This is a genomic window from Kluyvera sp. 142486 (genome assembly GCF_046569695.1).
Lineage (GTDB): Bacteria > Pseudomonadota > Gammaproteobacteria > Enterobacterales > Enterobacteriaceae > Kluyvera.
Genome location: NZ_JBKHUI010000013.1, coordinates 52,984 through 77,591, shown reverse-complemented (window position 1 = coordinate 77,591; position 24,608 = coordinate 52,984). Strand labels below are relative to the sequence as shown.

Sequence of the window (24,608 nt, the reverse complement as noted above, 5' to 3'; positions counted from 1 at the left end):
GGGTAAGCGCAGCGCCACCCGGCAGCAGCATCAGAACATAATCCAGCCCACTAACGGCGCCACCAGCACCATCACCACGCCGGACAGCATCATCACCAGGCTCGCCACTACGCCTTCCTGCGGCCCCAGCTCATAGGAGCGCGCCGTCCCGGCACCGTGCGATGCCGCGCCGAAGCCCGCGCCTTTTGCCATCCCTTCACGAATGGATAAGCGCAGGAACAGCACGTCGCCAATCGCCATACCGAACACGCCGGTCACCACCACAAACAGCGCCACCAGCTCAGGCTGGCCGCCGAGTGACTTTGCCGCCGCGAGGGCAAACGGCGTGGTGATGGAACGCACCGCCAGGCTGCGCTGGATTTCATCCGGCAGCGTAAACAGCCGCGCCAGCCAGACAGAGCTGGTCACCGCCACCACCGTCGCCGTGATCACCCCCGCCGACAGCGACATCCAGTGGCGCTTGATGATCGCCAGGTTGTCGTACACCGGCACCGCAAACGCGATGGTCGCCGGGCCGAGCAGCCACAGCAGCCAGTGCGCTTCGCCCATGTAGTTCTGATAGGAGATATGGCCGAACACCAGCATCAGCACCAGTAACACCGGAGTGAGTACCAGCGGCATCAGCGGCAGCTTGCGAAAGCGGCGGTACAGGCGCTTGTTGGCAAAGTAGAGCACCAGCGTAATCGCCAGGCACAGCACGCTCAGCTGAAAGTTACTCATGGCGCATCCGCTTTAGTTCGTAACGATAGACCTTATCGACTACCCACGCGGTCGCCGCCAGCACCATCATCGTGCTTAGGGCAATCACCACAAATATCCGCCAGCCGTCGACCATCAGCAGTTGGGCATAGTTCACCACCGCTACCACCGCCGGGACAAAGAACAGCAGCATTTCCGCCAGCAGCCAGCGCGACCCGGCGCGCACCCATTTCAGCGGCACAATATGGCAGACGATCAGCGCCAGCAGCAGCACCATGCCGACCAGGTTCGCGGGCAGCGGCAGATGCCATCGGTTCACCAGATAGTCAGCAAAAACAAACAGACCCGCGTACAGCACAACCTGCACCGGAACCTGGAGACGGTTTAAAACGGAGGGCACAACGCGCCCTAAGGCCTCAGCCATGGAGGGATGTCCAGAAAAAAGAGAGGGGCACAGTATAGTGGGGCAACGATGATGACAAAAATGAATTAAACTCATTGGTAGCATAGTTTAGAGGCATAATTATGGACATCAGAACGCTGCGTTACTTTGTCGAAGTCGTGCGTCAGCAGAGCTTTACCCGCGCGGCGGAGAAGCTCTTCGTGACGCAACCCACCATCAGCAAAATGCTCAAAAACCTGGAAGATGAGCTGAATTGCACCTTACTGATTCGCGATGGCCGCAAGCTGCTGATGACCGATACCGGGCAGGTGGTATTCGACCGTGGGCTGGCTATTCTCGACGAATTTCGCCAGCTGGAGGCCGAGCTTAGCGACATTAACCATCTCAACAAAGGCGTGCTGCGTCTCGGCATTCCGCCGATGGTCGGCATGCTGATGGCCGGGCCGATTAGCCTTTTCCGCCAGCGCTACCCCGGCGTGGAGCTGAAAATCTCCGAGGGCGGCGGCCTGACCGTGCAGCAGGCGGTAATGAACGGCGAGTTGGATCTGGCAATAACGGCGCTGCCGGTGGAAGAGGATATCGCGCTCACCACCCTTCCCCTTTTTAGCCAGCCCCTTTGCGTACTGGTGCCGCGTTCCGGCGACTGGCTGGAGCAAACCTCAGTTTCGCCGCAGCAGCTAGCCGCCCATCCGCTGCTTATCTACAACGAAGACTTTGCCCTTAGCCGCCAGCTGATGCAGCTGTTTACGCGCCACGAGGTGAAGCCGCGTATTGCGGTGCGCAGCGGGCAGTGGGATTTCCTTGCCGCGATGGTGCAGGCAGGCGTTGGCGTGGCGATTTTGCCGGAGCCGATTTGCCGCAGGCTTGATGAGAAAACCCTGCGCTGGCTACCGCTGGAGAGCGATCTGCGCTGGCAGTTAGGGATGATTTGGCGGGAAGGGGTATATTTATCTCACAGCGCCCAGGCGTGGCTGAAGTGCTGCGAGGGGTTTAAGGTGCCGGAGTAGACACGGTGCCATCCCCGGGGTCGGCGTAAACGCCTCGCCCGGGCTACGCGACGTGAGTGCCTGATGGCGCTACGCTTATCAGGCCTACAGGTCCGTAGGCCGGATAAGGCGAAGCCGCCATCCGGCGATGGTAGCCCGGCCAAGCGCAGCGCCGAGCCTAACTACGCATCTTCAATCAACAGCGCTTCCAGCAGGTCGAGATCGTGCAGCAGCTTCTGCAAGGTCTCATTGCTGATCTGACGCGTCGCACGCAGGTGATACAACTCCCCACGCTCGGAACGAAGCGCTGCCAGACGGAAACGGCGTTCAAGCTGCTCTTCCAGCATCGAGGTTTCCACATCGTTACGCCCATCGACGCGGCGACGCAGGTTACCAATCACGCGCGAACTGACCTCGGTCAGCAGCTGGTTATCGATATTCTCGGTGGTATCGGCAGCAAGACGCTCTTCCATTTTCTGGATGGCGACAATCGCTACATCCGCCGTCGCGGCCCGCGCCAGACGCTCTTCTTTGTGCTGTTGTACGCTATCGCCCGACTCAATATGACGCAGCAAAATCGGCAGCGCGATCACCCCGACAAACAGCGAGAACAGAATCACCCCTGCGGCGAGGAAGATAAGCTCATAGCGCGCCGGAAACGCCTCGCCGGAGGGCAGCAGCAGCGGGATGGAGAGCACACCGGCAAGGGTAATCGCCCCGCGCACCCCAGCGACGGAGGAGATCAGCAGCTCACGATTGGTCCAGGAGCCAAACTCCATTGGTTTCTTTTTCAGGAAGCGCTGGCTCAGCTTGCGCATCGTCCACAGCCAGCCAAAACGCACCAGCATCAGCGCCACGTAGATCAGGATGATATCGGTAAACAGCATCCAGGTTTCAACGTTCGGGTCAGCCTCTGCCGCCACCAGCGAGCTTTCGAGGATATCCGGCAATTGCAGGCCCAACAGCAGGAACACCATGCCGTTAAACACGAACTCCAGCATCGCCCAGGTGCTGTTGGCACGCAGACGCATCGCCAGCGGCGCGGTGCGCATCACGCCGGAACGGGTGATGGTCATCCCGGCCGCCACCGCCGCGAGGATGCCGGAAAAACCGATATGTTCAGCAATCAGGTAAGACGCAAACGGCAGCAGGAACAGCAGCACAATCTGCGTGGCCGGTTCATCGCCGCCCCAGCGGCTGAGGAAACGCATTGAGCGCCCGTACGACCAGCTCACCACAAAGCCCGCCAGGATGCCGCCAAACGCCACCTTGAAGAATTCCATCGCTGCGCCACCGACGGTAAAGACCATCGTGCCCATCGCTACCGCGACGGCAAACTTCAGCGACACCAGGCCAGAGGCGTCGTTCATCAGCGCCTCGCCTTGCAAAATCCCCATGATTTTTTTCGGAATACGCCCTTCACCGACAATCCCGGAGAGCGCCACGGCATCGGTTGGCGACAGCACGGCGGCCAACGCGAAGGCGGGGATCAGCGGAATTCCCGGCACAATCCAGTAGATCAGGAAGCCAATGCCGACCACCGTCACCACCACTAATGCCAGCGCCAGCCCCAGGATCTCTCGCCCATGTTCAATAAATTCGCGGGTCGGCGTTTTCCAGCCATCAGCAAACAGCAGCGGTGGGATGAACAAAACGAGGAACAGTTCAGGGTCAAATTCAACGTGCAAACCAAACGTCGGCCACGCCAGCAGTGCGCCGATGGCGATTTGCATTAAAGGTAGTGGGATCTGGAAGGGCATTACGCGCGTAACCACCCCGGAGAGCGAAACCACGAGGGTCATGATGAGTATGGTAAAGAATATTTCCATGCGTTCCCTGTTTACAGCGTTGTCTTATTATTCAAAACATGAAGCGTCGTGCTTCCGAGTTTACGTTACCCAGATTAACGCAAAAGGAAACGAGAGGTGGCTGAAAATAGAAAAAAAGTCCGGACCTGTAGGCCAGCATGAGTGTAGCCCGGCCAAGCGCAGCGCCGCCGGGGCAGGCTCCGAACCGATCCCGGCGGCGCTGCGCTTGGCCGGGCTACAAAAAACCCGCCATCAGGCGGGTTCTTTTTACAGCAGTGGCGAGATTAAATCGCCCAGCCGCCCGCATAGAACGCCACCAGCGCCGCGGCAATAACCACGGTGCCAATGTTCAGCTTGCGCCATTCACCGGACACTACGCGGCCAATCACCAGCGTTGCGAAGCCAATCATAATGCCGGTAACGATGTTACAGGTAAGCACGATCATCACCGCCGTGATAAGCCCGGACATTGCGTCAACGAAGTCGTTGAAGTCGATGCGCGCCACGTTGCTCAGCATCAGCAGGCCGACGTACATCAGCGCAGGTGCAGTCGCATAACCAGGAACCAGGTAAGAGAGCGGAGAGAGGAACAGAATCAGCAGGAACAGAATGCCGACGGTGATCGCCGTTAAACCGGTTTTGCCGCCTGCCGCTGTACCCGCTGCGGATTCGATATAGACCGCTGCCGGGGATGCGCCTACAACTGCCGAGAACACGCTGCTCAGGGAGTCAGTGGTCAGCGCTTTGCCGCCGTTGATGATCTGGCCGTCTTTATCCAGCAGGTTTGCCTGACCGGCTACCGCACGGATAGTACCGGTGGCGTCAAACACCGCGGTCATCACCAGCGCCAGCACGCTTGGCAGCACAACCGGGCTCAGCGCGCCCATAATATCGAGGCTGCCAATCAGCGAATTGCCTTTGTCATCGCTCAGCGATGGCATGGCGAACACGCCGGAGAAGTGCACGTTTGGATCGAAAATCAGGCCAACGATGGAAACACCGATGATGGTCAGCAGAATGCCGCCCGGTACCTTCAGTTTTTCCAGACCGATGATCATCGCCAGACCGATAAGCGTCATGATAACCGGGAAGCTATCGAACTGGCCCAGCGCAACCGGCAGGCCGTCCAGTGGGTTTTTCACCACCATGCCAACGCCGTTCGCGGCGATCAGCAGCAGGAACAGGCCGATACCAATCCCCGTGCCGTGCGCAATGCCCTGCGGCAGATTGCGCAAAATCCAGCTACGAATACCGGAGGCAGAGATGATGGTAAACAGCACACCCATCAGGAATACCGCGCCCAGCGCAACCGGAATGCTGATGTGCTGGCCCAGCACCAGGCTGAAAGCGGTGAAGGCGGTCAGTGAAATCGCACAGCCGATCGCCAGCGGCAGGTTTGCCCACAGGCCCATCACGATTGAACCGACGCCGGCTACCAGACAGGTCGCCACGAAGACCGCAGCCGGTGGGAAACCGGCTTTACCCAGCATGCCCGGCACCACGATCACCGAGTAAACCATCGCCAGGAAGGTAGTGAGACCGGCGACAATCTCCTGACGGACGGAGCTACCACGTGCAGAAATTTTAAACCAGGCGTCTAAAGAACCGCCGGTACGCGCTGAAGGCGTAGACATAGAAAACATCCCCTGAGAGTTTTTATCATTCGTTCGTCTGCGTGGTGGAACATCCACTTCCAGCTAAGCGTCATCTCCATGTGCTACTTGCGGCAATAGGGGAGCCACAAAAAAGCAAACGATTAACTCCGCGCAGACAAAACGATATTCGGAATTCCTTATTCTCGGCGTGTGCGAAATAAGGTTGACCCGCTCATTTTCGGCGTAAGAGACGTCCGAAATTTGAAGGCAAACGATTATCTGGCTTTTATGCCCCTTTTTTCAACAGAAGTTTGCCCTGGTTTATGAAAATTAACGAATGCCGATGAAGAATTGCTCAACCCATGCGCAAACGTTATCGTCCATGCGCAATCCGGCAACATTTCTATGGCAAAAATGTCGCAATTTTACGGGGAGGAATGAGTAAGGATTATTCCTCTTCCAGCAAACGCGCCCCGGTCCCCTCTTCCCCCAGCTTATCGCCGGGGTTACGCAGCGGACAGTCGCGCAACGACATACAACCGCAACCAATACAGCCGTCAAGCTGGTCACGCAGCGCCTCCATGGCGTGAATGCGTTTATCCAGCTCTTCGCGCCACTGGGTGGTGAGATGCTTCCAGTCTTTTGGCCCGAGGGTATGGTTTTCCGGCAGCACGCTGAACGAGTCGCCGATAGTCGCCAGCGGAATCCCAAGGCGCTGGGCAATTTTAATGATCGCCACATAGCGCAGCACGTCGCGCTTGTAGCGCCGTTGGTTGCCGCTGTTACGTGTGCTGTGGATCAGCCCTTTGCTTTCATAAAAATGTAACGCCGAGACCGCAACTCCAGTTCGTTTCGCTACTTCACCGGGTGATAGCAGCGTTTTTATGCGCGTCGTCTTTTTTTCCATAATCCGCTTTACCTCAAGTTAACTTGAGGAATTATACTCGCCAGCAGAACAGAAATCGACGCAAAAATAGACAACGGGGAGAGCCTTATGTCCCATCGGGAAATTATTCAGACGCTAATTGAATGGATAGATGAACATATCGATCAACCGCTTAATATCGATATCGTGGCCAGAAAATCCGGCTACTCGAAATGGTACCTGCAGAGAATGTTCCGCACCGTGATGCACCAGACGCTGGGCGACTATATCCGCCAGCGACGCCTGTTGCTTGCCGCAGAGGCGCTACGCAATACGCAGCGGCCTATCTTTGATATCGCCATGGATCTCGGCTATGTCTCGCAGCAGACCTTCTCACGCGTATTCCGCCGCGAGTTCGACCGCACGCCGACGGACTACCGTCACCAGATCTCCGCATAACCCTCTTCAGGCTGCCGCACAGAGTGCGGTAGCTGATTCATGTTGAAAAAATCGCCATGGGATTGACAAAAATCCTGCGTTTACCTCTGGTGAATAAAACACCAAACGTGATATAGTTCACACATTACAGTGAAACAGAAACACTGTTTCATTCAAGTTGTGAACGCCTTCAGATAGCCAGAGCGCCTCGTGCCTCATTCCACAAGTGCTGTCAGGGCGGCTTGTTGATTATCTCTGAGGAAAAGGTCCCATGCTTTCACTTACCGCAGGCGTTACGCTGTTACGCTGGCCGTTAACCAGCGCCGTGCTGATGTTCGTTGCCAGCACTCTGAAAATCAAACTTCGTAAAGCCGACTACATCGGTCTGGGGGCTATTTGCAGCATGCTAGGTCTTGCGGCCGCCTGCTGGTTTGCCACCAGCTTATTAGGGATAACCATGGTCGAAATTTCCACCATCACTAACAATATCAAAGATGTGATGGTTGAAGTGATGAGCCAGACGCCGCCAGAATGGCCGGTCGCGCTCTATTAATTGCAGAAAACCCCGCCACGGCGGGGTTTTTTATTATCTCAATGCGGCTACTCCCCGTCTAAGGCCAACGCAATCCGCCGGGCCGCTTTTTTGAGTTTGTCCTGCCACTCCCCCACGTTGCTTTGTGCAAAATGTTGAGTCGATGAGACCAGCGCCAGCGCGGCGCAGTGCTCTTTTGGTGCAAAACGCAGCGGCACCGACAGCGATGACACCCCCGCTGCCAACTCTTCATCCGCCCGGTAACAGCCCGCTTTACGAATTTGCTGCATCCGTTTCAGGAACGCGTCTTCCGTTTCTCCTAACCCTGCCGCCAGCACCTCTTCATGATAACGTTCGAACAGCCCGCGCTGCTGCTTCGAGGTTTGGTTAGCGATCACCACCTTTGGCGCGCTGCCGGAGAACATCGGGCGCGGGCGGCCTCGGCCGTAAACCAGCGCAATCTCCTGATTCGAGCACTCATGGTGCAGGTCGAGAAACACATCACCATCAAGCCTGGAGAGCGTACAGTGGCAGCCCGTCAGCGTCACCAGTTCGCGCATCTGCGGGATGCTGGCGGCCAGCAGCGGGTCAGTGCTGCGGATGACATAATCCAGCAGGGTGATGCGCGGCCCCAGCGCATAATAGCCACCGTTAAAGCGCTGCAGCAGGCCAGCGAGCATCAACTCTTTCAGGTAGCGATAGCCGGTGGGCGTGGAGCATCCCAGCGCTTCTACGATACGGTCGGCTTCCCACACGGGGCGTTCTGCAGTGAACAGGTCAAGTACCGACAGCATCCGATTCAGGCTGGTCATCATGTCTCTCCATGGCACAAAATGTGCATTGTAGCGGTTGCCATCGATGCGAGCCAGATAGCGGCCTCCGACGGCCCGAAAAAGCCACACACCTGCCAGGTTTTTTAGCCGCATTCGACTAAAATTGACGAATGCGCCTTGCGGAGTGCCGCACCATGAACGCCATCCCTTTTCATCGCTTCATTACCGCTTGTTTAAGCGCCCTGCTGCTGTCCAGCCCGGTTTATGCCGACCCCAAACCGGATGAGCAAAGCGACGCGTTGGAAGTGAATATCGAGAGCATCATGCAGCCATGGAAAGGCGACCTGCCCGGCATGCTTGACCGTCGCGTGATTCGCGTTTTAACCACCTACAGTAAGACCTTCTTTTTTATCGATAAAGGCCAGCAGCGCGGCGCAACGCACGATATTTTCGCCGCCTTTGAGCGCAGCCTGAATGCACAGCTGGCGAAAGATAAGAAACTTGAGCATAGGCATCTGAAGGTACGGATTATTTTTGTGCCGGTGACCCGCGATAACCTGTTTACCGCCCTCAATGAGGGGAAGGGCGATATCGCCGCCGCTAACCTGACCATCACACCGTCCCGCCAGCAGGAAGTTGCCTTTACCGATCCTATCTATAACGATATCAAAGAGCTGCTGATCTCCGGCCCCGCGTCACCACAGGTCAAAGACCTGGATGACCTCTCCGGAAAAACGGTTTTTGTGCGTAAATCGTCGAGCTATTACGAGAGCCTGACCACGCTCAACGCGCAGTTCGTCAAAGCGGCAAAACCACCGGTCATCATCAAAGCAGCCCCAGAGGCGCTGGAGGATGAAGATCTGCTGGAGATGCTCAACGCCGGGCTTATCCCGTTGACGGTAGTCGACCATCACAAAGCGGTTTTCTGGAAGCAGGTATTCCCCAAAATTCAGGTGCATGAGGATGTGGTACTACGTGATAACGGCAGCATTGCCTGGGCGGTGCGCAAAGATGATCCTAAGCTCCTCGCTGAGCTTAACGGCTTTGTAAAAGATAACCGCCAGGGCAGCACGCTGGGCAATACGCTGCTGCTGCGCTACCTGAAGAGTGCGAAATACGTGCAGAACGCGGCGGCGGAAAAAGAGCGGCGTAAGTTTTTGAAGATGGTAGAAATTTTCAGAAAGTACGGCGAGCGCTATGACGTTGACTGGCTGTTGATGGCGGCGCAGGGCTACCAGGAGTCGCGGCTCAATCAGTCGGTACGCAGCCACGTTGGGGCCATCGGTGTGATGCAGGTGATGCCAAAAACCGGCAAAGAGCTGAAGGTCGGTGATATCAAACAGCTCGACCCCAATATTCACGCCGGGGTGAAGTATATGCGTTGGATGATCGACCGTTATTACGGTGATGAACCGATGACGCAGCTGGATAAGGCGCTGTTTTCGTTTGCCTCTTATAACGCCGGTCCGGCGCGTATTGCACGTTTACGGGTGGAGACGCAAAAGCGCAGTTTTAATCCGAACATCTGGTTTGGCAACGTGGAGAATCTGGCCGCCGAGAAGATCGGTGCAGAAACGGTGACCTACGTTGGCAATATTTATAAGTATTACATTGCCTATCGGCTGGTGCTGGATGAGATCAACCGCAAGCGGGCGGCGACCGGGAAGCCACCGATTATTCCGGCGAGCGATAAGGCGCAGCAGTAGGCACCGAGCCGCCCCGGGGTCGCAGCGCTCGCCCAGGCTACATGATGTAGGTAGCCCGGCCTAGCGCAGCGCCGCCGGGATCGGCCCCAACCCAACAGACATAAAAAAGCCCCGACGAAGCGGGGCTTTTTTTCAGACGGTTATCTGCCGTTTATCAGAACGGGATATCGTCATCGAAGTCCATCGGCGGTTCGTTAGACGGTGCCGGAGCGGACTGCTGCTGCGGGCGAGACTGCGCGCCGCCGCTGAACTGGTTGCCGCCCTGTGGCTGCTGAGGCTGACCCCAACCGCCCTGCTGCTGCTGACCGCCACCTGCTGGTGCACCGCCGCCCTGACGGCCACCCAGCATCTGCATGGTGCCGCCAACGTTAACCACCACTTCGGTGGTGTATTTTTCAGCGCCGGACTGATCGGTCCATTTGCGGGTACGCAGCTGGCCTTCAATGTAGACCTGAGAGCCTTTACGCAGGTATTCGCCTGCTACTTCCGCCAGCTTGCCGAACAGCACAACGCGGTGCCATTCAGTCTGCTCTTTCATTTCACCGGTCGCTTTGTCGCGCCAGGATTCGGAAGTAGCCAGCGTAATGTTGGCAACTGCGCCACCATTCGGCATGTAGCGTACTTCCGGGTCCTGGCCCAGGTTACCGACGAGAATCACCTTGTTTACGCCTCTGCTGGCCATGTTTGTCTCTCCTGAAAATGTATTCTTGATTAAGTGTAAACGCGCCAGTGTATCATTTCCAGACGGTATTTTGGTAGCTGCGAGGCATATTCCACTAAACATCTTATCGCGCTGCAATTTTCACCGGCATCCGCAATCGGCATTCCAATACTGTATATTCATTCAGGTTAAGTTGTGTCATAATTAGCCGTTTCTGCCGTTTGTCCTTCTAACAAACCAGGCAATCCGTGTATCTCCTCTACCGGGAAAGGTGAATGGATAAGATCGAAGTTCGGGGCGCCCGCACCCATAATCTCAAAAACATCAACCTCGTCATCCCTCGCGACAAACTGATTGTCGTGACCGGGCTGTCCGGGTCTGGCAAATCCTCACTGGCTTTTGACACCCTCTACGCCGAGGGGCAGCGTCGCTATGTAGAATCGCTTTCTGCCTATGCGCGCCAGTTCCTGTCGCTGATGGAAAAGCCGGATGTCGATCATATTGAAGGGCTGTCGCCTGCGATTTCTATCGAGCAGAAGTCGACGTCACACAACCCGCGTTCGACGGTCGGTACCATTACCGAAATTCACGACTACCTGCGTCTGCTCTACGCTCGCGTAGGCGAGCCGCGCTGCCCGGATCACGATGTGCCGCTGGCGGCGCAAACCGTCAGCCAGATGGTCGATAACGTGCTGTCGCAGCCGGAAGGCAAACGCCTGATGCTGCTGGCCCCGATCATTAAAGAACGTAAGGGCGAACACACCAAAACGCTGGAAAACCTGGCAAGCCAGGGCTATATCCGCGCGCGTATCGACGGCGAAGTCTGCGACCTGTCCGATCCACCAAAGCTGGAGCTGCAAAAGAAACACACCATCGAAGTGGTGATTGACCGCTTTAAAGTGCGCGATGACCTGACGCAGCGTCTGGCGGAATCCTTTGAAACCGCGCTGGAGCTCTCCGGCGGCACGGCGGTGGTCGCCGATATGGACGACCCAAAAGCGGAAGAGCTGCTGTTCTCCGCCAACTTCGCCTGCCCGATTTGCGGCTACAGCATGCGCGAGCTTGAGCCACGTCTGTTCTCATTCAACAACCCGGCAGGCGCGTGCCCAACCTGCGATGGCCTGGGCGTACAGCAGTATTTCGACCCTGACCGCGTGATTCAGAATCCAGAACTGTCGCTGGCCGGCGGCGCGATTCGCGGCTGGGATCGTCGTAATTTCTATTACTTCCAGATGCTGAAATCGCTGGCGGAACACTATGAGTTTGACGTCGAAGCCCCGTGGGAAAGCCTCGGCGCGGTAGCGCAGAAAGCCATTCTCTACGGCTCCGGCAAAGAGTCGATTGAATTCAAATACATCAACGACCGTGGCGATACATCCGTGCGCCGCCATCCGTTTGAAGGCGTGCTACACAACATGGAGCGCCGCTATAAAGAGACGGAATCCAGCGCGGTGCGCGAGGAGCTGGCGAAGTTCATCAGCAACCGTCCGTGCGCCAGCTGTGACGGCACCCGTCTGCGTCGTGAAGCGCGTCACGTGTATGTGGAAAATACGCCGCTGCCGACTATCTCAGATATGAGCATCGGTCACGCGATGGACTTCTTCAATAACCTGAAGCTCTCCGGCCAGCGTGCGCAAATTGCTGAAAAAGTGCTGAAAGAGATCGGCGACCGCCTGAAGTTCCTGGTCAACGTCGGCCTGAACTACCTGACCCTCTCCCGCTCCGCAGAGACCCTCTCCGGCGGCGAGGCGCAGCGTATCCGTCTGGCAAGCCAGATTGGCGCGGGGCTGGTTGGCGTGATGTACGTGCTGGATGAGCCGTCCATCGGCCTGCACCAGCGCGACAACGAACGTCTGCTCGGCACGTTGATTCACCTGCGTAACCTTGGCAACACGGTGATTGTGGTAGAGCACGACGAAGACGCCATTCGCGCCGCCGACCACGTTATCGACATTGGCCCAGGCGCCGGTGTCCACGGTGGTCAGGTGGTGGCTGAAGGGACGCTGGACGACATTATGGCGGTGCCGGAGTCGTTAACCGGGCAGTTCATGAGCGGGAAACGCAAAATTGAAGTGCCGAAAAACCGCGTTCCGGCGAACCCGGAAAAAGTGCTTAAGCTGACGGGCGCCACGGGTAACAACCTGAAAGACGTGACTCTGACGCTGCCGGTCGGCCTGTTTACCTGCATCACCGGCGTCTCCGGTTCCGGTAAATCAACGCTGATTAACGATACGCTGTTCCCGATTGCGCAGACGCAATTAAACGGCGCAACCATCGCGGAACCGGCACCGTACCGCGACGTTCAGGGGCTGGAACATTTCGATAAAGTTATCGATATCGACCAGAGCCCGATTGGCCGTACCCCGCGCTCAAACCCGGCGACCTACACCGGCGTCTTTACGCCAGTGCGTGAGCTGTTTGCCGGCGTACCGGAATCCCGTTCACGTGGCTATACGCCGGGTCGTTTCAGCTTTAACGTCCGCGGCGGGCGCTGCGAAGCCTGCCAGGGTGACGGCGTAATTAAAGTCGAAATGCACTTCCTGCCGGATATCTACGTGCCGTGCGATCAGTGCAAAGGCAAACGCTATAACCGCGAAACGCTGGAGATTAAGTACAAAGGCAAGACCATCCACGAAGTGCTGGATATGACCATTGAAGAAGCCCGCGAGTTCTTCGATGCCGTACCGGCGCTGGCGCGTAAGCTGCAAACGCTGATGGACGTTGGCCTGACCTACATTCGTCTCGGCCAGTCAGCCACCACGCTCTCCGGCGGTGAAGCCCAGCGCGTGAAGCTGGCGCGCGAGCTGTCAAAACGCGGCACCGGTCAAACGCTGTATATTCTGGATGAACCAACCACCGGCCTGCACTTTGCCGACATCCAGCAACTGCTGGAAGTGCTGCATCAGTTGAGAGATCAGGGCAACACCATTGTGGTTATCGAGCACAACCTGGACGTGATTAAGACCGCGGACTGGATTGTCGATCTAGGTCCGGAAGGCGGCAGCGGCGGCGGTGAGATCCTCGTTTCCGGTACGCCAGAAACGGTGGCTAACTGCGAAGCCTCGCACACGGCTCGTTTCCTGAAGCCTCTGCTGGGTTAATCAGAGTACATCTGCTGTCGGAGCGTTTCCGGCAGCAGCTCCACCGCCAGCTTATACGACGCATCCACCAGATAGTAAATTTGCGAGCCTGGCAGCGAGCCGTCCAGGTAGACGGTGCTCCAGTGCGCTTTGTTGAGATGGCGGCTTGGGCGAACGTCTTTATGCTGCTGGCGCAGCAGCTCTGCCAGTTCGGGGCTGGTTTTCAGCGACACCGCCGGGCGATCTTCAACATCCTTCACCATCGCAAACAGCACGTCAGCCACTTTAACCTGTGTTGCTTTCCAGTCGCTGTGCACGCTCTGTTCCGCGCCACGCTTCGCCATGCAGTACTGCAGAAGATCCGAACTGGTCATCATTTTATACTCCTCAGTCTCGCAAACCATGTTGTGCAAAAAAGCATCACCTCAGTGTGCAACAAGACGCCGAAAGGATAAACCTTTCAGCGACTGATTTTGACTAAAAAAGCATCATTTATTGGTGCAAATGGTAGGCCGGATAAACAAAGCGCCATCCGGCAGCATAGAGCAGATTGCCGAATGGCGGCGTAAACGCCTTCTCCGGCCTACAACGGTTTGCCGTTAGTACTCGGAGTTAACGATCACTTCTTCGTTAAACGCACCGGCCTGCGGCAGCGGACGATAGGTCGAGTTAGAGGCGCGCAGAACGCGGATACCGCGGGCTCCCACTTCACGCGCGGCGGTGATGTCGTTATCGGAATCACCGTAGAACACCCTGATGTTCTTCTCTTTCAGCCACTGGGTCTTGGTGTTCTGGCCCGGTTCATCACCGGCAAAAATCACCGGGTTCATGTTCGCGCCGGGGATCAGGAAATCATCCTGCAGCGTTTTAGAGACGGTTTCGGTTTTGGTCTGGCTACGACCGGTCACGAAGTAGATGCTGTCGCCGCGCTTCACGTGCATCGCAATCAGCGAACGGGCCACTTCTTTCGGGATGCTGAACGCGTCCCAGCCGTTATTCATTTTTTCCCAGAACTCAGGGTTCTTCAGGTAGTCCTGGCTGTCCGGGGAGTAGGTTCGTTGCCCGCGCCAGAAGCCTGGGCTTGAGAACAGGACGGTATCGTCGATATCAAAACCGACCGCCATTGGCGGATGGCCCATCAGGCTGTTTTCAATTTGCGCCACGGATACCCAGTGGATAGGAGCCTGTTCGGCCAGCTTCGCAACGTCGGTGCCTGGATAGATTGGAGAAGGTGACGAGGCGTGAGCCGTCACCGAAGCATTCAGTGCAAATAACAAGCAGACGGCACTGAGAGCTTGCGTGATCTTGCGCATATTTTCCCTTAATTCGTCGAGTCGTTATTGTAATAAAGTGAGTGTTGCTTCAAATAAAAGTACTGCGACCTTACCGTCTGAGGGATACGATTGAAAGGTTTATCTCAGAATAATCCTGAAAAAAGTAAGGGGATCACAGTTTAGTGCTTTGAAAGGACGCTGGCTCAGAATATACCTCCAAGCCAGTGTGAGCACTTACTTACATCACTGCTGCAAATGCTTTTGCCACACGATGCACGTTGCGGCTGTTGAGACCCGCCGCGCACATACGACCGCTGGCAATCAGGTAGACGCCAAACTCATCGCGCAGGCGATCGACCTGTGCGGCACTCAGGCCGGTGTAGCTAAACATCCCACGCTGTTTGAGCAGATAGTCGAAGTTGCCGTCCGGCATCTCTTCTTTCAGTACGTTTACCAGCGCCTGGCGCATCTCCAGAATACGGGTACGCATCCCTTCCACTTCCGCCAGCCACATGGCTTTCAGCTCAGCATCGCCAAGTACCGCCGCCACAATCTGGGCGCCGAAGTTTGGTGGGCTGGAGTAGTTACGACGTACCGTTGCTTTCAGTTGGCCCAGCACGCGCAGTGCGGTTTCATTGTCTTCGCAGACAATCGACAGGCCGCCGACGCGCTCGCCGTACAGGGAGAAAATTTTAGAAAACGAGTTACTGACCAGCGCTGGCAGGCCTGCGTGGGCAATCGCGCGGATCGCATAAGCATCCTCTTCCATGCCCGCACCGAAGCCCTGATAGGCGATATCGAGGAACGGGATGAGATCGCGCGCTTTCAGCACCTCAACCACGCCATCCCACTGTTCGTTGGTGAGATCGGCACCGGTTGGGTTGTGGCAGCACGGATGCAGCAGCACGATGCTGCGCGCTGGCAGCGTGTTCAGCGTTTCCAGCAGCGCGTCGTAGCGTACGCCGTTGGTTTCACTATCAAACCATGGGTAAGTGCCGACCTTGAATCCTGCGCCTTCAAAAATCGCGATGTGGTTTTCCCATGTCGGGTCACTGACCCATACGCCGGAGTCCGGGAAGTAGCTCTTGAGGAAATCTGCGCCCACTTTCAGCGCCCCGGAGCCGCCCAGCGTCTGGATAGTCGCCACGCGCTGTTGCTGGAGAACCGGATGATCGGCGCCAAACAGCAGCGGTGCTACCGTGTGACGGTAGCTGTTCAGCCCTTCCATCGGCAGGTACAGCGACGCGCCGTGCGGCTGCGCGTTCAGGCGCGCTTCGGCCTCGGCCACTGATTTCAGCTGCGGAACAATGCCGTTTTCGTCATAAAACAGGCCGATGCTGAGGTTAACTTTGTCGCTGCGCGGATCTTCTTTGAAGCGTTCCATTAAAGAAAGAATCGGGTCGCCCGCATAGGCGTCAACTTTTTGAAACACGCGATGGTTCTCCAGGTTTACAGAAGGCAGGAAATAACACAATAAACCGGATGGGGAGGAAGGTCGAGCGGTTGTTGCTGTTGGCGAAAAGATTGCCGGATGGCGGCGTAAACGCCTTATCCGGCCTACGGACAATACGCGATGTAGGCCGGATAAGCGCTAGCGCCATCCGGCACTCGGACAATGCTTAATCGATATACTTCATCGCCACCCGCGACGTCAGGCGCGTAATAAGTTCGTAAGCACTCACCTTCGTGATTTCAGCAATGCGTTCAACCGGCAGACCTTCGCCCCACATAATCACTTCATCGCCGGTTTTATCCTCGGCGTTCGGGCCCAGATCGACGCAGATCATATCCATCGCCACGCGGCCCACAATCGGCACTTCACGGCCGTTGACCAGCACAGGCGTACCGGACGGCGCCGCGCGCGGGTAGCCGTCGCCGTAGCCCATCGCCACCACGCCGAGGCGGGTATCACGCTCGCTGACCCAAGTGCCGCCATAGCCAACCGGCTCGCCCGCTTTGTGCTCGCGCACGGCAATCAGGCTGGAGGTCAGCGACATCACTGGTTGCATGCCGAAGTCCGGGCCCCACGGTTTCTGTTCCAGCGGAGAGACGCCGTAGAGAATAATGCCAGGGCGCGCCCAGTCGAAGTGCGACTGCGGCCACAGCAGAATGCCCCCGGATGCCGCGATTGAACGCAGACCCGGTTTGCCGTCGGTAAAGGCGGTGAAAATGGCGAGCTGTTTTTCCGTTGCACCGCATTCCGGTTCATCGGCACGGGCAAAGTGGCTGACCACGTTAACCGGCTGACGCACGTTTTTGCACTGGCTCAGACGCTGATAGAACGCATCGGCATCTTCCGGAAGTACGCCCAGACGGTGCATACCGGTGTCGAGCTTCATCCACACGGTGACCGGCTCGCTGATATCAGCCGCTTCCAGTGCTTCAAGCTGTTCGATGTTATGCACAGCGGTATGCAGATGCTGTGCGGCAATCGTCGGCAGATCGGTCGCATTAAAGAAGCCTTCCAGCAGCAGGATCGGCTGAGTAATGCCGCCCTCACGCAGGCGCAGCGCCTCTTCAAGACGGGCAACGCCAAAAGCATCGGCGTCGGGGAGCGTTCGCGCGGTCTCAAGGAGGCCGTGTCCGTAAGCGTTCGCTTTCACCACCGCAACCAGCCTGCTGGCAGGTGCCAGTTCACGCAGGCGTTGCAGGTTGTGTCGCAGAGCGCGGCGGTTAATGACTACAGTTGCCGCTTGCATTTGTGTTCCTTGGTATGTGTTTTCTGATTCAGCGTTGTTATTCGTCGTCGTACTGCGGACCGGCGTAGTTATCGAAGCGCGACCATTGGCCGTTAAACGTCAGGCGTACCGTGCCGATGGGGCCATTACGCTGTTTACCGATAATAATCTCAGCGATGCCTTTTAAGTCACTGTTTTCGTGATAAACCTCATCACGATAGATAAACATGATTAAGTCGGCATCCTGCTCGATGGAGCCGGATTCACGCAGGTCGGAGTTGACCGGGCGTTTATCCGCACGCTGTTCCAGGGAGCGGTTAAGCTGCGACAGCGCCACCACCGGCACGTGCAGCTCTTTGGCTAACGCTTTGAGCGAGCGGGAAATTTCGGCGATCTCCAGCGTACGGTTGTCGGAAAGCGACGGCACGCGCATCAGCTGAAGGTAGTCGATCATGATAAGGCCAATGCCGCCGTGTTCACGGGCGATACGGCGCGCGCGGGAGCGCACTTCCGTCGGCGTCAGGCCGGAGGAGTCATCAATATAGATGTTTCGTTTTTCCAGCAAAATGCCCATGGTGCCGGAGATACGCGCCCAGTCCTCGTCATCGAGCTGGCCGGTACGAATGCGGGTCTGGTCAACGCGCGATAGCGATGCCAGAGAACGCATCATAATCTGTTCGGAGGGCATCTCGAGACTGAAGATCAGTACTGGTTTATCCTGCAACATCGCCGCGTTTTCGACGAGGTTCATCGCAAAAGTGGTTTTACCCATCGATGGACGCGCCGCCACGATGATCAGGTCCGACGGCTGTAAACCGGCGGTTTTCTTGTTGAGGTCATCATAGCCGGTATTGACCCCAGTGACGCCATCGTGCGGCTGCTGGAAAAGCTGTTCGATGCGCGCGACGGTGGCGTCGAGCACCTCGGTGATATTTTTCGGGCCTTCGTCTTTATTGGCGCGGCTTTCGGCGATTTTAAAGACGCGGGACTCGGCGAGATCCAGCAGGTCTTCGCTGGTGCGCCCCTGCGGGTCGAAACCGGCTTCGGCGATTTCGTTCGCCACCGCAATCATTTCACGAACAACGGCACGTTCGCGGACAATATCGGCATAAGCGCTAATGTTCGCCGCACTTGGCGTGTTTTTGGACAGTTCTGCCAGATAGGCAAACCCGCCGACGCTGTCCAGTTGGCCCTGTCGCTCCAGCGATTCCGCGAGCGTAATCAGGTCAATCGGGCTACCGCCTTCCTGTAAACGGCCCATCTCCGTAAAGATGTGACGGTGCGGACGGGTATAAAAATCTTCCGCCACCACGCGCTCGGCAACATCGTCCCAGCGCTCGTTGTCCAGCATTAGCCCGCCCAACACCGATTGTTCCGCTTCAATCGAGTGCGGCGGTACTTTCAGCCCGTCTACCTGAAAATCGCGGACGCGAGGTTCGGTTTGCGGTTTGTTGAAGGGTTTATTTGCTGCCATAGTGAATGGTATTACCGAGATAAAGAGTGGGTCGAAAGATTACCACATAATCGTTCTGGAGGAAGCATGGCAACCCGTATTGAATTTAGCAAACATGGCGGCCCGGAAGTGCTGAACGCCGTTGAATTCACCCCATCAGCCCCTGGCGAAAACGAAGTTCAGGTGGAAAACAAAGCCATTGGTATCAACTATATCGACACCTACATTCGCAGCGGGCTCTATCCACCGCCGTCGATGCCAAGCGGTTTAGGTACCGAAGCGGCGGGCGTGGTGAGCCAGGTGGGCAGCAACGTGAAGCATATTAAAGCGGGCGATCGCGTGGTCTACGCGCAGTCCGGGCTTGGCGCTTACAGCTCGGTGCATAACGTCCCGGCGGATAAGGTCGCCCTGCTTCCGGCAGCCATCTCCTATGAGCAGGCTGCCGCCTCATTCCTCAAAGGGTTGACCGTCTTCTATCTACTGCGCAAAACCTACGAAATCAAACCCGGTGAAGCCTTCCTGTTCCATGCCGCAGCAGGCGGCGTAGGGCTGATTGCCTGCCAGTGGGCGAAAGCGCTGGGGGCTAAGCTTATTGGCACCGTTGGTAGCCAGGAGAAGGCAGATCGTGCGCTTCAGGCTGGTGCCTGGCAGGTGATTAACTATCGCGACGAGAATATCGCCGAGCGCGTCAAAGAGCTAACCGGGGGCAAAAAGCTGTCGGTGGTGTATGACTCGGTGGGCAAAGATACCTGGGAAGCGTCGCTGGACTGCTTAAAGCGTCGTGGGCTGATGGTCAGCTTCGGTAACTCTTCCGGCCCGGTAACCGGGGTTAACCTCGGCATTCTCAATCAAAAAGGCTCACTGTTCGCCACCCGCCCTTCCCTGAACGGCTACATCACTAACTATGATGAGCTGAAAGAAGCCAGCCACGAGCTGTTCTCGCTGATTGCGAGCGGCATTATCAAAGTGGACGTGGCGGAAAGCCAGAAGTACCCGCTGAAGGAGGCGCGGCGCGCGCATGAGATTCTGGAGAGCCGGGCGACGCAGGGTTCAAGCCTGCTGATTCCGTAACGGTTGTATCGCCCAAAAGACTAGGGCTTCCCGTAGGAAGCCCTTTCTTTTTTTAGTTCGGCTGTATGTAGGGTACAGCTCGATGAATTCGTTAACGCTGGCAATAGTGACAGATTTATTACTCAAATCCTATGGGGTTTTATGCAAAATTATTGAGGTTGTGACGAGTACCTCAATACCTCCGATAATTGCCGCGGTACGGCCGATTTTTCGGTGAATTAATCGCCCGGATAATCCACACCACCGCCACCGCGAGGATCAGCCACGGCAGTAACTTAATCATAATCGCAAACAGCCCCCCAACGAACATTAATACGGTGGCCACCACCAGCGCGGCAATAATACCGAGCAGTGAAATCCCGGTGACCAGCAGCATCACAAAAAATCCAATCACAAATAACAGTTCCAGCATGGTGGTTCTCCCAGAATTCAAACATCGCTGTCTGAACTATTACAAAAACCGTGCCAAAACTAACTTATTGATTATCAATAAAAACGCCCCGCAACACTGTGCAGGGCGTGGTGAATTTGACCAGGATTTAGCGAAAAAATTAACGCTTATTGGCCACCAGCTGTAACGCGTGTTCCAGTACGTTGATATCGGCACCGGCTTTATGGGCGTTCTCACTCAGGTAGCGACGCCATTGGCGCGCGCCGGGAATACCCTGGAACAGGCCCAGCATATGACGGGTGATATGGCCCAGATAGGTGCCGTTGCTCAGCTCGCGCTCGATGTACGGATACATCGCGCGCACCACCGCGATAGGGTCGGCGTCTACGTCGGTAGCACCAAAGATTTCACGGTCGACCGAGGCCAGAATGCCTGGGTTCTGATAGGCTTCGCGGCCCACCATCACGCCGTCCATATGTTCCAGATGCGCTTTGGCCTCTTCCAGCAACTTAATGCCGCCGTTGATGGACATGGTCAGGTGCGGGAAATCACGTTTGAGCTGGTAGACGCGCGGGTAGTCCAGCGGCGGAATTTCGCGGTTCTCTTTCGGGCTTAAACCAGAAAGCCAGGCTTTGCGGGCGTGAATAATAAACATCTCGCACTCGCCGCGGCCGGAGACCGTGTCGATAAAATCACAGAGGAATTCGTAGCTGTCCTGGTCATCGATACCGATACGGGTTTTGACCGTCACCGGAATGGAGACCACGTCGCGCATCGCCTTCACACAATCCGCCACCAGCTGCGCGTTGCCCATCAGGCAAGCGCCAAACATGCCGTTCTGTACGCGGTCGGACGGGCAGCCAACGTTAAGGTTAATTTCATCGTAGCCGCGCTCTTGCGCCAACTTCGCGCAGTGTGCCAGCGCCGCCGGGTCGCTGCCGCCAAGCTGCAACGCAATCGGATGCTCTTCATCGCTATAGGCCAGATAGTCGCCCTTGCCGTGAATAATCGCCCCGGTGGTCACCATTTCGGTATACAGCAGCGTGTGCTGTGACAGCTGGCGCAGGAAGTAGCGGCAGTGTCTGTCGGTCCAGTCGAGCATGGGCGCGATGGAGAAACGGTGAGCGGGGAAAGCAGGAGTCGAAGTTTCTGACAGCATGGTGATTATTTAAGCATCCGGAAAAATGGGGCGCTACTATAGCATAAAGCTTGAGCAGAGATGTAATGCTGGAGGAGGGCCCCCGGCGGCGCTTCGCTTGGCCGGGCTACAGGATAGTATGGCCCTGTAGCCCGGACGAGGTGCGAAGTACCGACTCCGGGAAGGGAGCTAAGTTAGAACGCGACGCTCAGCTGCGCCCCCGCCCCCCAGGTTTGGTTTTCGCCGTACAGCCCCATCAGGTCGACGTGTACCCGGTTAAACGGTGCAAAGCCAACCCCGCCGGTGAAGACGTTGCTGTCGTTGTTTTTCACATCGGCACGATAGCCCGCGCGCACCGCCAGCCAGTCAAGCGGCCGCACTTCCGCACCCACGCCAACGTACTGCGAGGTGTCTTCGCTTTTAAAGCCTTTGGTTTCGGTGAGATCGCCATCGGCGCTGAGGGTCAGCATATCGGTGTGCCAGGCCACCCCAGCGGTGACCAATGGGCGAATCTGGTAGGTATCGCGTACGCCATCGACCTCTTTGGTGTCGATATCGCGGGAGAACAGGTTTTGCCCGCTCAAGCCCACCGTCCAGTTATCGCCAAAATCGGCGGCCAGACCAGCGTCAACGTTAAAGCCGGTGTCGTCGTTGCGGTAACGGCTGCTGTTGATGTCGTCGCTGCTGAAGTTGTAGATGGAGGTGGTGTAGTTATAAAGCCAGGTTTGCTGCAGCTTTGGCGTAATACCCAGCGACACCGGCACGCCGCCGATATCAAACTGGCGCGCGATAGCCACGCCATAGTCACTGACGATCGCCGCACGGCCATAGCCTTTCGACTTGAGATCCTGCGGATTCACGCCAAGCGCGCTTATCGGTGCCGCTTCAACGCCGTGCAGCAGGTTGATATCGCCCTGATCGATATACGAACTGACCCGCGCTCTGGCATTCGCTTTCGCCACAAAAGCAACGTCCAGCACATCGTTGGGAATACTGATCGCCAGGCCTGCGCCCGCTTTCGCATCCGCCTTCTTCCCCTTTAATGAGGAGAGTTGATCGGCCAGATCGCCCGCCGCCGCGGAAACCTGGCGGGAAGAGGCGCTGTTCGGATTGATCAGATCGGCAAGGTTGATGGTGCGCAGTACCCGCCGGTAGGTGTTGATATCATCGCTGATGTCGTCAATTTTGCTGCGCAGATCGTCCTTATCGGAAATCTGCGCACCAATGGTCGGCGCGATCAGCGTGACATCATCATCCGGCTTCGCCTTCGCCAGCAGCGCCGGGTTGATGAGGACGCCGCTGCCATAATTCGCAGAAGCCACCCCCGTGCCGCCCATCGCGTCGTTACGCGCCTCCGTCCAGCCATTTGCCGCCCCTGCCTGTCCTGCCACGAAAAAGGAGACAGCGACCCCCATTAGCGAAAATTTGTCTTTTTTATTCACAGTTTGCTCGTCTTTTTGTCGGTAATGAAACAACCCTCCACCCGTTATCACCCAGATGGAGACGAACTGTTGCTGTGAATAGTGGGGAAAAAAGCACTCTGTTCCCCTAACTGAAATTTTCTGCGGTTATCGTTATTTTTAATAAGCACCCTAATCTTTATAGAAGACGATGCTAATTTCGCCCAGGTTTTCCGTCGTGAGGGCCGAAGAACTGCGGCGGGTGATCGACCCAGCGATCCTCGCGCGTCACGGCGTACGAGGCGTTCAGAGGGTAATAGATCCGGTTGTGTTTTTTGTTCGCCTCGCCCACCACCAACAACCGTACCTCTTCGGAGGTGTTGTTGATAAAGGTATGGCAAACGCCGGTTCCGGCAGGAAAGCCAACGCTATCCCCCGGCTGCAGCTTCCACAGATAGCCGTTGATCCACGCCTGCGGGTAGCCCTCAAGCACGTAGATAAACTCCTCTTCGTCGCTCTCCGCATGCGGGTATGAGGTGCGACGGCCGGGTGGGAGACGCTCGTGGTGAATACCGAGATGCCGCAGCCCCAGCGCGCGGGCCAGCGGCGCGCCGATAGCAAAAAGCTCGTTGCTGTCGGGGTAAGTCGAGTCATCGGGTCCTTCAACGTCATGCCAATGGCGAATGCAATCGGGTCTTTTCATCATTTTTCATCCTGAGTGTGAAGTACACCTGCTATAACACACCTATAGCACACCTGCGGAAACTCGGCGTTTCCGGCATAACATGATAAAGTAGACGTTTGTTTCACCCGTAACCCGAGGACGCCAATGGATAAGACCACCACGCAAGAACTGTTAGCGCAGGCTGAAAAGCTGTGTGCGCAACGCGGCGTGCGCCTGACTCCGCAACGTCTGGAAGTGTTGCGTCTGATGAGTCTTCAGGAAGGGGCGATTAGCGCATACGACCTGCTAGACCTGCTGCGCGTTAAAGAACCTCAGGCTAAACCACCTACCGTCTATCGCGCGCTGGAATTTTTGCTCGAACAAGGCTTCGTGCATAAGGTGGAATCGGCTAACAGCTACGTGCTCTGCCATCTGTTCGATCAGCCAACTCATACCTCCGCGATGTTTATCTGCGATCGCTGCGGCGTGGTGAAGGAAGAGTGTGCGGAAGGGGTAGAAGACATTATGCACGCGCTGGCAGCCAAAATGGGCTTTGCTCTGCGTCATAACGTGATTGAAGCGCACGGTCTGTGCTCAGCCTGTGTGGAAGTGGAAGCGTGCAGCGCACACGAACACTGTCATCACGATCATACCATTCAGATTAAGAAGAAATCCCGCTAGCAGGCGCTAAACAGGGGGAGCGTACTTCCTTGTACGCACGGGCAGGAGGACGCTATTACCAGTGGTGGTTGTGGCGTTTATCCCAGCTATCCACCTCTTTTTCGGCCTGATCTTTCGCGTAGCCGTAGCGTTCCTGAATTTTACCGACCAGCTGATCGCGTTTGCCTTCGATCACCGTCATATCATCATCGGTCAGTTTGCCCCATTGCTCTTTCACTTTACCTTTAACCTGTTTCCAGTTACCGCCGACTTCGTCTTTATTCATCATTGAATCCTCGTTAGTCAGTGAGTGAATAGCGAAAAGCATGTTTC

The 24,608-nt window shown here is 56.6% G+C and carries 24 protein-coding genes and 1 pseudogene; 7 read left to right on the top strand and 18 right to left on the bottom strand.

Features of this window, described 5'->3' with window-relative positions:
* Positions 1-30: 30 nt before the first annotated feature.
* Together ACLGE8_RS15230 and ACLGE8_RS15225 are read right to left on the bottom strand one after the other, a co-directional pair.
* Positions 31-720, bottom strand: coding sequence for an LrgB family protein (locus ACLGE8_RS15230; RefSeq protein ID WP_333497075.1), 690 nt, complete (start codon positions 718-720; stop codon positions 31-33).
* Positions 713-1,123 carry a CidA/LrgA family protein gene (locus ACLGE8_RS15225; protein WP_185668468.1) on the bottom strand — a complete coding sequence of 137 codons (411 nt, stop codon included), beginning with the start codon at positions 1,121-1,123 and terminating at the stop codon, positions 713-715. The genes ACLGE8_RS15230 and ACLGE8_RS15225 overlap by 8 nt, the downstream gene beginning before the upstream one ends.
* Positions 1,124-1,224: 101 nt before the next feature.
* On the opposite strand from ACLGE8_RS15225, the gene ACLGE8_RS15220 reads away from it, so the two are divergent.
* Positions 1,225-2,109, top strand: a complete 885-nt coding sequence (locus ACLGE8_RS15220; RefSeq protein WP_410999664.1) for a LysR family transcriptional regulator — start codon at positions 1,225-1,227, stop codon at positions 2,107-2,109.
* 161 nt (positions 2,110-2,270) lie between these two features.
* On the opposite strand, the gene ACLGE8_RS15215 is transcribed toward ACLGE8_RS15220, so the two are convergent.
* The 3 genes from ACLGE8_RS15215 to soxR form a co-directional block, all read right to left on the bottom strand.
* Complete coding sequence (locus ACLGE8_RS15215; protein ID WP_410999662.1) at positions 2,271-3,917, bottom strand: Na+/H+ antiporter; 1,647 nt, start codon at positions 3,915-3,917, stop codon at positions 2,271-2,273.
* 263 nt (positions 3,918-4,180) lie between these two features.
* On the bottom strand, positions 4,181-5,530 hold the full coding sequence (locus ACLGE8_RS15210) for an NCS2 family permease (RefSeq protein ID WP_410999660.1): 1,350 nt from the start codon (positions 5,528-5,530) through the stop codon (positions 4,181-4,183).
* A 409-nt stretch (positions 5,531-5,939) separates the two neighbouring features.
* Positions 5,940-6,398, bottom strand: a complete 459-nt coding sequence (gene soxR, locus ACLGE8_RS15205; protein ID WP_185668464.1) for a redox-sensitive transcriptional activator SoxR — start codon at positions 6,396-6,398, stop codon at positions 5,940-5,942.
* Between the two features lie 87 nt (positions 6,399-6,485).
* Between soxR and soxS the strand changes: the two genes are divergently transcribed.
* Together soxS and ACLGE8_RS15195 are read left to right on the top strand one after the other, a co-directional pair.
* A complete protein-coding gene (gene soxS, locus ACLGE8_RS15200; protein WP_410999658.1) occupies positions 6,486-6,815 on the top strand; it encodes a superoxide response transcriptional regulator SoxS in 330 nt (109 codons plus the stop codon).
* 250 nt (positions 6,816-7,065) lie between these two features.
* Positions 7,066-7,347: a YjcB family protein gene (locus tag ACLGE8_RS15195; protein WP_185668462.1), complete on the top strand. Its 282-nt coding sequence runs from the start codon at positions 7,066-7,068 to the stop codon at positions 7,345-7,347.
* A 47-nt stretch (positions 7,348-7,394) separates the two neighbouring features.
* Here ACLGE8_RS15195 and ACLGE8_RS15190 read toward each other — a convergent pair whose 3' ends face one another.
* The gene (locus tag ACLGE8_RS15190; protein ID WP_410999656.1) at positions 7,395-8,141 is read right to left on the bottom strand and encodes an IclR family transcriptional regulator; all 747 of its coding nucleotides are present in this window, start codon (positions 8,139-8,141) and stop codon (positions 7,395-7,397) included.
* Positions 8,142-8,293: 152 nt separating this feature from the next.
* On the opposite strand from ACLGE8_RS15190, the gene ACLGE8_RS15185 reads away from it, so the two are divergent.
* Positions 8,294-9,805, top strand: a complete 1,512-nt coding sequence (locus ACLGE8_RS15185) for a transglycosylase SLT domain-containing protein (RefSeq protein WP_410999654.1) — start codon at positions 8,294-8,296, stop codon at positions 9,803-9,805.
* A 154-nt stretch (positions 9,806-9,959) separates the two neighbouring features.
* Here the strand turns inward: ACLGE8_RS15185 and ssb1 are convergent, their stop codons facing one another.
* Positions 9,960-10,487, bottom strand: coding sequence for a single-stranded DNA-binding protein SSB1 (ssb1, locus tag ACLGE8_RS15180; protein ID WP_035896752.1), 528 nt, complete (start codon positions 10,485-10,487; stop codon positions 9,960-9,962).
* 254 nt (positions 10,488-10,741) lie between these two features.
* Between ssb1 and uvrA the strand changes: the two genes are divergently transcribed.
* Positions 10,742-13,567, top strand: a complete 2,826-nt coding sequence (gene uvrA, locus ACLGE8_RS15175; RefSeq protein ID WP_395596636.1) for an excinuclease ABC subunit UvrA — start codon at positions 10,742-10,744, stop codon at positions 13,565-13,567.
* On the opposite strand, the gene ACLGE8_RS15170 is transcribed toward uvrA, so the two are convergent.
* From ACLGE8_RS15170 to dnaB, 6 genes and pseudogenes are all read right to left on the bottom strand, one after another.
* Entirely contained in the window at positions 13,564-13,920 is a 357-nt protein-coding gene (locus ACLGE8_RS15170) for an MmcQ/YjbR family DNA-binding protein (protein ID WP_410999776.1), read from the bottom strand. The two genes, uvrA and ACLGE8_RS15170, sit on opposite strands and share 4 nt — an antisense overlap.
* Before the next feature lie 225 nt (positions 13,921-14,145).
* The gene (gene aphA, locus ACLGE8_RS15165; protein ID WP_185668458.1) at positions 14,146-14,859 is read right to left on the bottom strand and encodes an acid phosphatase AphA; all 714 of its coding nucleotides are present in this window, start codon (positions 14,857-14,859) and stop codon (positions 14,146-14,148) included.
* Positions 14,860-15,058: 199 nt separating this feature from the next.
* On the bottom strand, positions 15,059-16,252 hold the full coding sequence (gene tyrB, locus ACLGE8_RS15160; protein ID WP_410999652.1) for an aromatic amino acid transaminase: 1,194 nt from the start codon (positions 16,250-16,252) through the stop codon (positions 15,059-15,061).
* Positions 16,236-16,428: pseudogene (locus ACLGE8_RS15155) on the bottom strand (hypothetical protein); the annotation flags it as partial. The gene tyrB and the pseudogene ACLGE8_RS15155, both read right to left, overlap by 17 nt.
* Before the next feature lie 11 nt (positions 16,429-16,439).
* Positions 16,440-17,519: an alanine racemase gene (alr, locus tag ACLGE8_RS15150; protein WP_410999650.1), complete on the bottom strand. Its 1,080-nt coding sequence runs from the start codon at positions 17,517-17,519 to the stop codon at positions 16,440-16,442.
* 37 nt (positions 17,520-17,556) lie between these two features.
* A complete protein-coding gene (gene dnaB, locus ACLGE8_RS15145; protein ID WP_035896759.1) occupies positions 17,557-18,972 on the bottom strand; it encodes a replicative DNA helicase in 1,416 nt (471 codons plus the stop codon).
* Between the two features lie 66 nt (positions 18,973-19,038).
* Between dnaB and ACLGE8_RS15140 the strand changes: the two genes are divergently transcribed.
* Positions 19,039-20,022 (top strand): quinone oxidoreductase, encoded by a 984-nt coding sequence (locus ACLGE8_RS15140; protein WP_410999648.1) that lies wholly within the window; start codon positions 19,039-19,041, stop codon positions 20,020-20,022.
* Positions 20,023-20,194: 172 nt separating this feature from the next.
* On the opposite strand, the gene pspG is transcribed toward ACLGE8_RS15140, so the two are convergent.
* From pspG to ACLGE8_RS15120, 4 genes are all read right to left on the bottom strand, one after another.
* On the bottom strand, positions 20,195-20,434 hold the full coding sequence (pspG, locus tag ACLGE8_RS15135) for an envelope stress response protein PspG (protein WP_410999646.1): 240 nt from the start codon (positions 20,432-20,434) through the stop codon (positions 20,195-20,197).
* A gap of 139 nt (positions 20,435-20,573) precedes the next feature.
* A complete protein-coding gene (gene dusA / locus ACLGE8_RS15130; RefSeq protein WP_410999644.1) occupies positions 20,574-21,572 on the bottom strand; it encodes a tRNA dihydrouridine(20/20a) synthase DusA in 999 nt (332 codons plus the stop codon).
* 173 nt (positions 21,573-21,745) lie between these two features.
* Complete coding sequence (locus ACLGE8_RS15125; protein WP_410999642.1) at positions 21,746-22,993, bottom strand: conjugal transfer protein TraF; 1,248 nt, start codon at positions 22,991-22,993, stop codon at positions 21,746-21,748.
* A gap of 172 nt (positions 22,994-23,165) precedes the next feature.
* Complete coding sequence (locus ACLGE8_RS15120) at positions 23,166-23,654, bottom strand: cupin domain-containing protein (RefSeq protein ID WP_035897345.1); 489 nt, start codon at positions 23,652-23,654, stop codon at positions 23,166-23,168.
* A gap of 126 nt (positions 23,655-23,780) precedes the next feature.
* Here ACLGE8_RS15120 and zur point away from each other — a divergent pair, with 126 nt between their 5' ends.
* Positions 23,781-24,296 (top strand): zinc uptake transcriptional repressor Zur, encoded by a 516-nt coding sequence (zur, locus tag ACLGE8_RS15115; protein ID WP_035897338.1) that lies wholly within the window; start codon positions 23,781-23,783, stop codon positions 24,294-24,296.
* A 55-nt stretch (positions 24,297-24,351) separates the two neighbouring features.
* Here zur and ACLGE8_RS15110 read toward each other — a convergent pair whose 3' ends face one another.
* Positions 24,352-24,561: a CsbD family protein gene (locus ACLGE8_RS15110; protein WP_331388551.1), complete on the bottom strand. Its 210-nt coding sequence runs from the start codon at positions 24,559-24,561 to the stop codon at positions 24,352-24,354.
* Positions 24,562-24,608 lie beyond the last annotated feature (47 nt).

What these genes read in the sequence shown, in the direction of transcription:
- dusA (WP_410999644.1), bottom strand. Translation starts at nt 21,572, where the DNA reads ATGCTGTCAGAAACTTCGACTCCTGCTTTCCCCGCTCACCGTTTCTCC.
- ACLGE8_RS15185 (WP_410999654.1), top strand. Translation starts at nt 8,294, where the DNA reads ATGAACGCCATCCCTTTTCATCGCTTCATTACCGCTTGTTTAAGCGCC.
- ACLGE8_RS15170 (WP_410999776.1), bottom strand. Translation starts at nt 13,920, where the DNA reads ATGACCAGTTCGGATCTTCTGCAGTACTGCATGGCGAAGCGTGGCGCG.
- ACLGE8_RS15120 (WP_035897345.1), bottom strand. Translation starts at nt 23,654, where the DNA reads ATGAAAAGACCCGATTGCATTCGCCATTGGCATGACGTTGAAGGACCC.
- ssb1 (WP_035896752.1), bottom strand. Translation starts at nt 10,487, where the DNA reads ATGGCCAGCAGAGGCGTAAACAAGGTGATTCTCGTCGGTAACCTGGGC.
- aphA (WP_185668458.1), bottom strand. Translation starts at nt 14,859, where the DNA reads ATGCGCAAGATCACGCAAGCTCTCAGTGCCGTCTGCTTGTTATTTGCA.
- ACLGE8_RS15110 (WP_331388551.1), bottom strand. Translation starts at nt 24,561, where the DNA reads ATGAATAAAGACGAAGTCGGCGGTAACTGGAAACAGGTTAAAGGTAAA.
- soxR (WP_185668464.1), bottom strand. Translation starts at nt 6,398, where the DNA reads ATGGAAAAAAAGACGACGCGCATAAAAACGCTGCTATCACCCGGTGAA.
- ACLGE8_RS15140 (WP_410999648.1), top strand. Translation starts at nt 19,039, where the DNA reads ATGGCAACCCGTATTGAATTTAGCAAACATGGCGGCCCGGAAGTGCTG.
- zur (WP_035897338.1), top strand. Translation starts at nt 23,781, where the DNA reads ATGGATAAGACCACCACGCAAGAACTGTTAGCGCAGGCTGAAAAGCTG.
- uvrA (WP_395596636.1), top strand. Translation starts at nt 10,742, where the DNA reads ATGGATAAGATCGAAGTTCGGGGCGCCCGCACCCATAATCTCAAAAAC.
- ACLGE8_RS15195 (WP_185668462.1), top strand. Translation starts at nt 7,066, where the DNA reads ATGCTTTCACTTACCGCAGGCGTTACGCTGTTACGCTGGCCGTTAACC.
- alr (WP_410999650.1), bottom strand. Translation starts at nt 17,519, where the DNA reads ATGCAAGCGGCAACTGTAGTCATTAACCGCCGCGCTCTGCGACACAAC.
- ACLGE8_RS15210 (WP_410999660.1), bottom strand. Translation starts at nt 5,530, where the DNA reads ATGTCTACGCCTTCAGCGCGTACCGGCGGTTCTTTAGACGCCTGGTTT.
- ACLGE8_RS15190 (WP_410999656.1), bottom strand. Translation starts at nt 8,141, where the DNA reads ATGATGACCAGCCTGAATCGGATGCTGTCGGTACTTGACCTGTTCACT.
- soxS (WP_410999658.1), top strand. Translation starts at nt 6,486, where the DNA reads ATGTCCCATCGGGAAATTATTCAGACGCTAATTGAATGGATAGATGAA.
- ACLGE8_RS15215 (WP_410999662.1), bottom strand. Translation starts at nt 3,917, where the DNA reads ATGGAAATATTCTTTACCATACTCATCATGACCCTCGTGGTTTCGCTC.
- ACLGE8_RS15220 (WP_410999664.1), top strand. Translation starts at nt 1,225, where the DNA reads ATGGACATCAGAACGCTGCGTTACTTTGTCGAAGTCGTGCGTCAGCAG.
- dnaB (WP_035896759.1), bottom strand. Translation starts at nt 18,972, where the DNA reads ATGGCAGCAAATAAACCCTTCAACAAACCGCAAACCGAACCTCGCGTC.
- ACLGE8_RS15230 (WP_333497075.1), bottom strand. Translation starts at nt 720, where the DNA reads ATGAGTAACTTTCAGCTGAGCGTGCTGTGCCTGGCGATTACGCTGGTG.
- ACLGE8_RS15225 (WP_185668468.1), bottom strand. Translation starts at nt 1,123, where the DNA reads ATGGCTGAGGCCTTAGGGCGCGTTGTGCCCTCCGTTTTAAACCGTCTC.
- pspG (WP_410999646.1), bottom strand. Translation starts at nt 20,434, where the DNA reads ATGCTGGAACTGTTATTTGTGATTGGATTTTTTGTGATGCTGCTGGTC.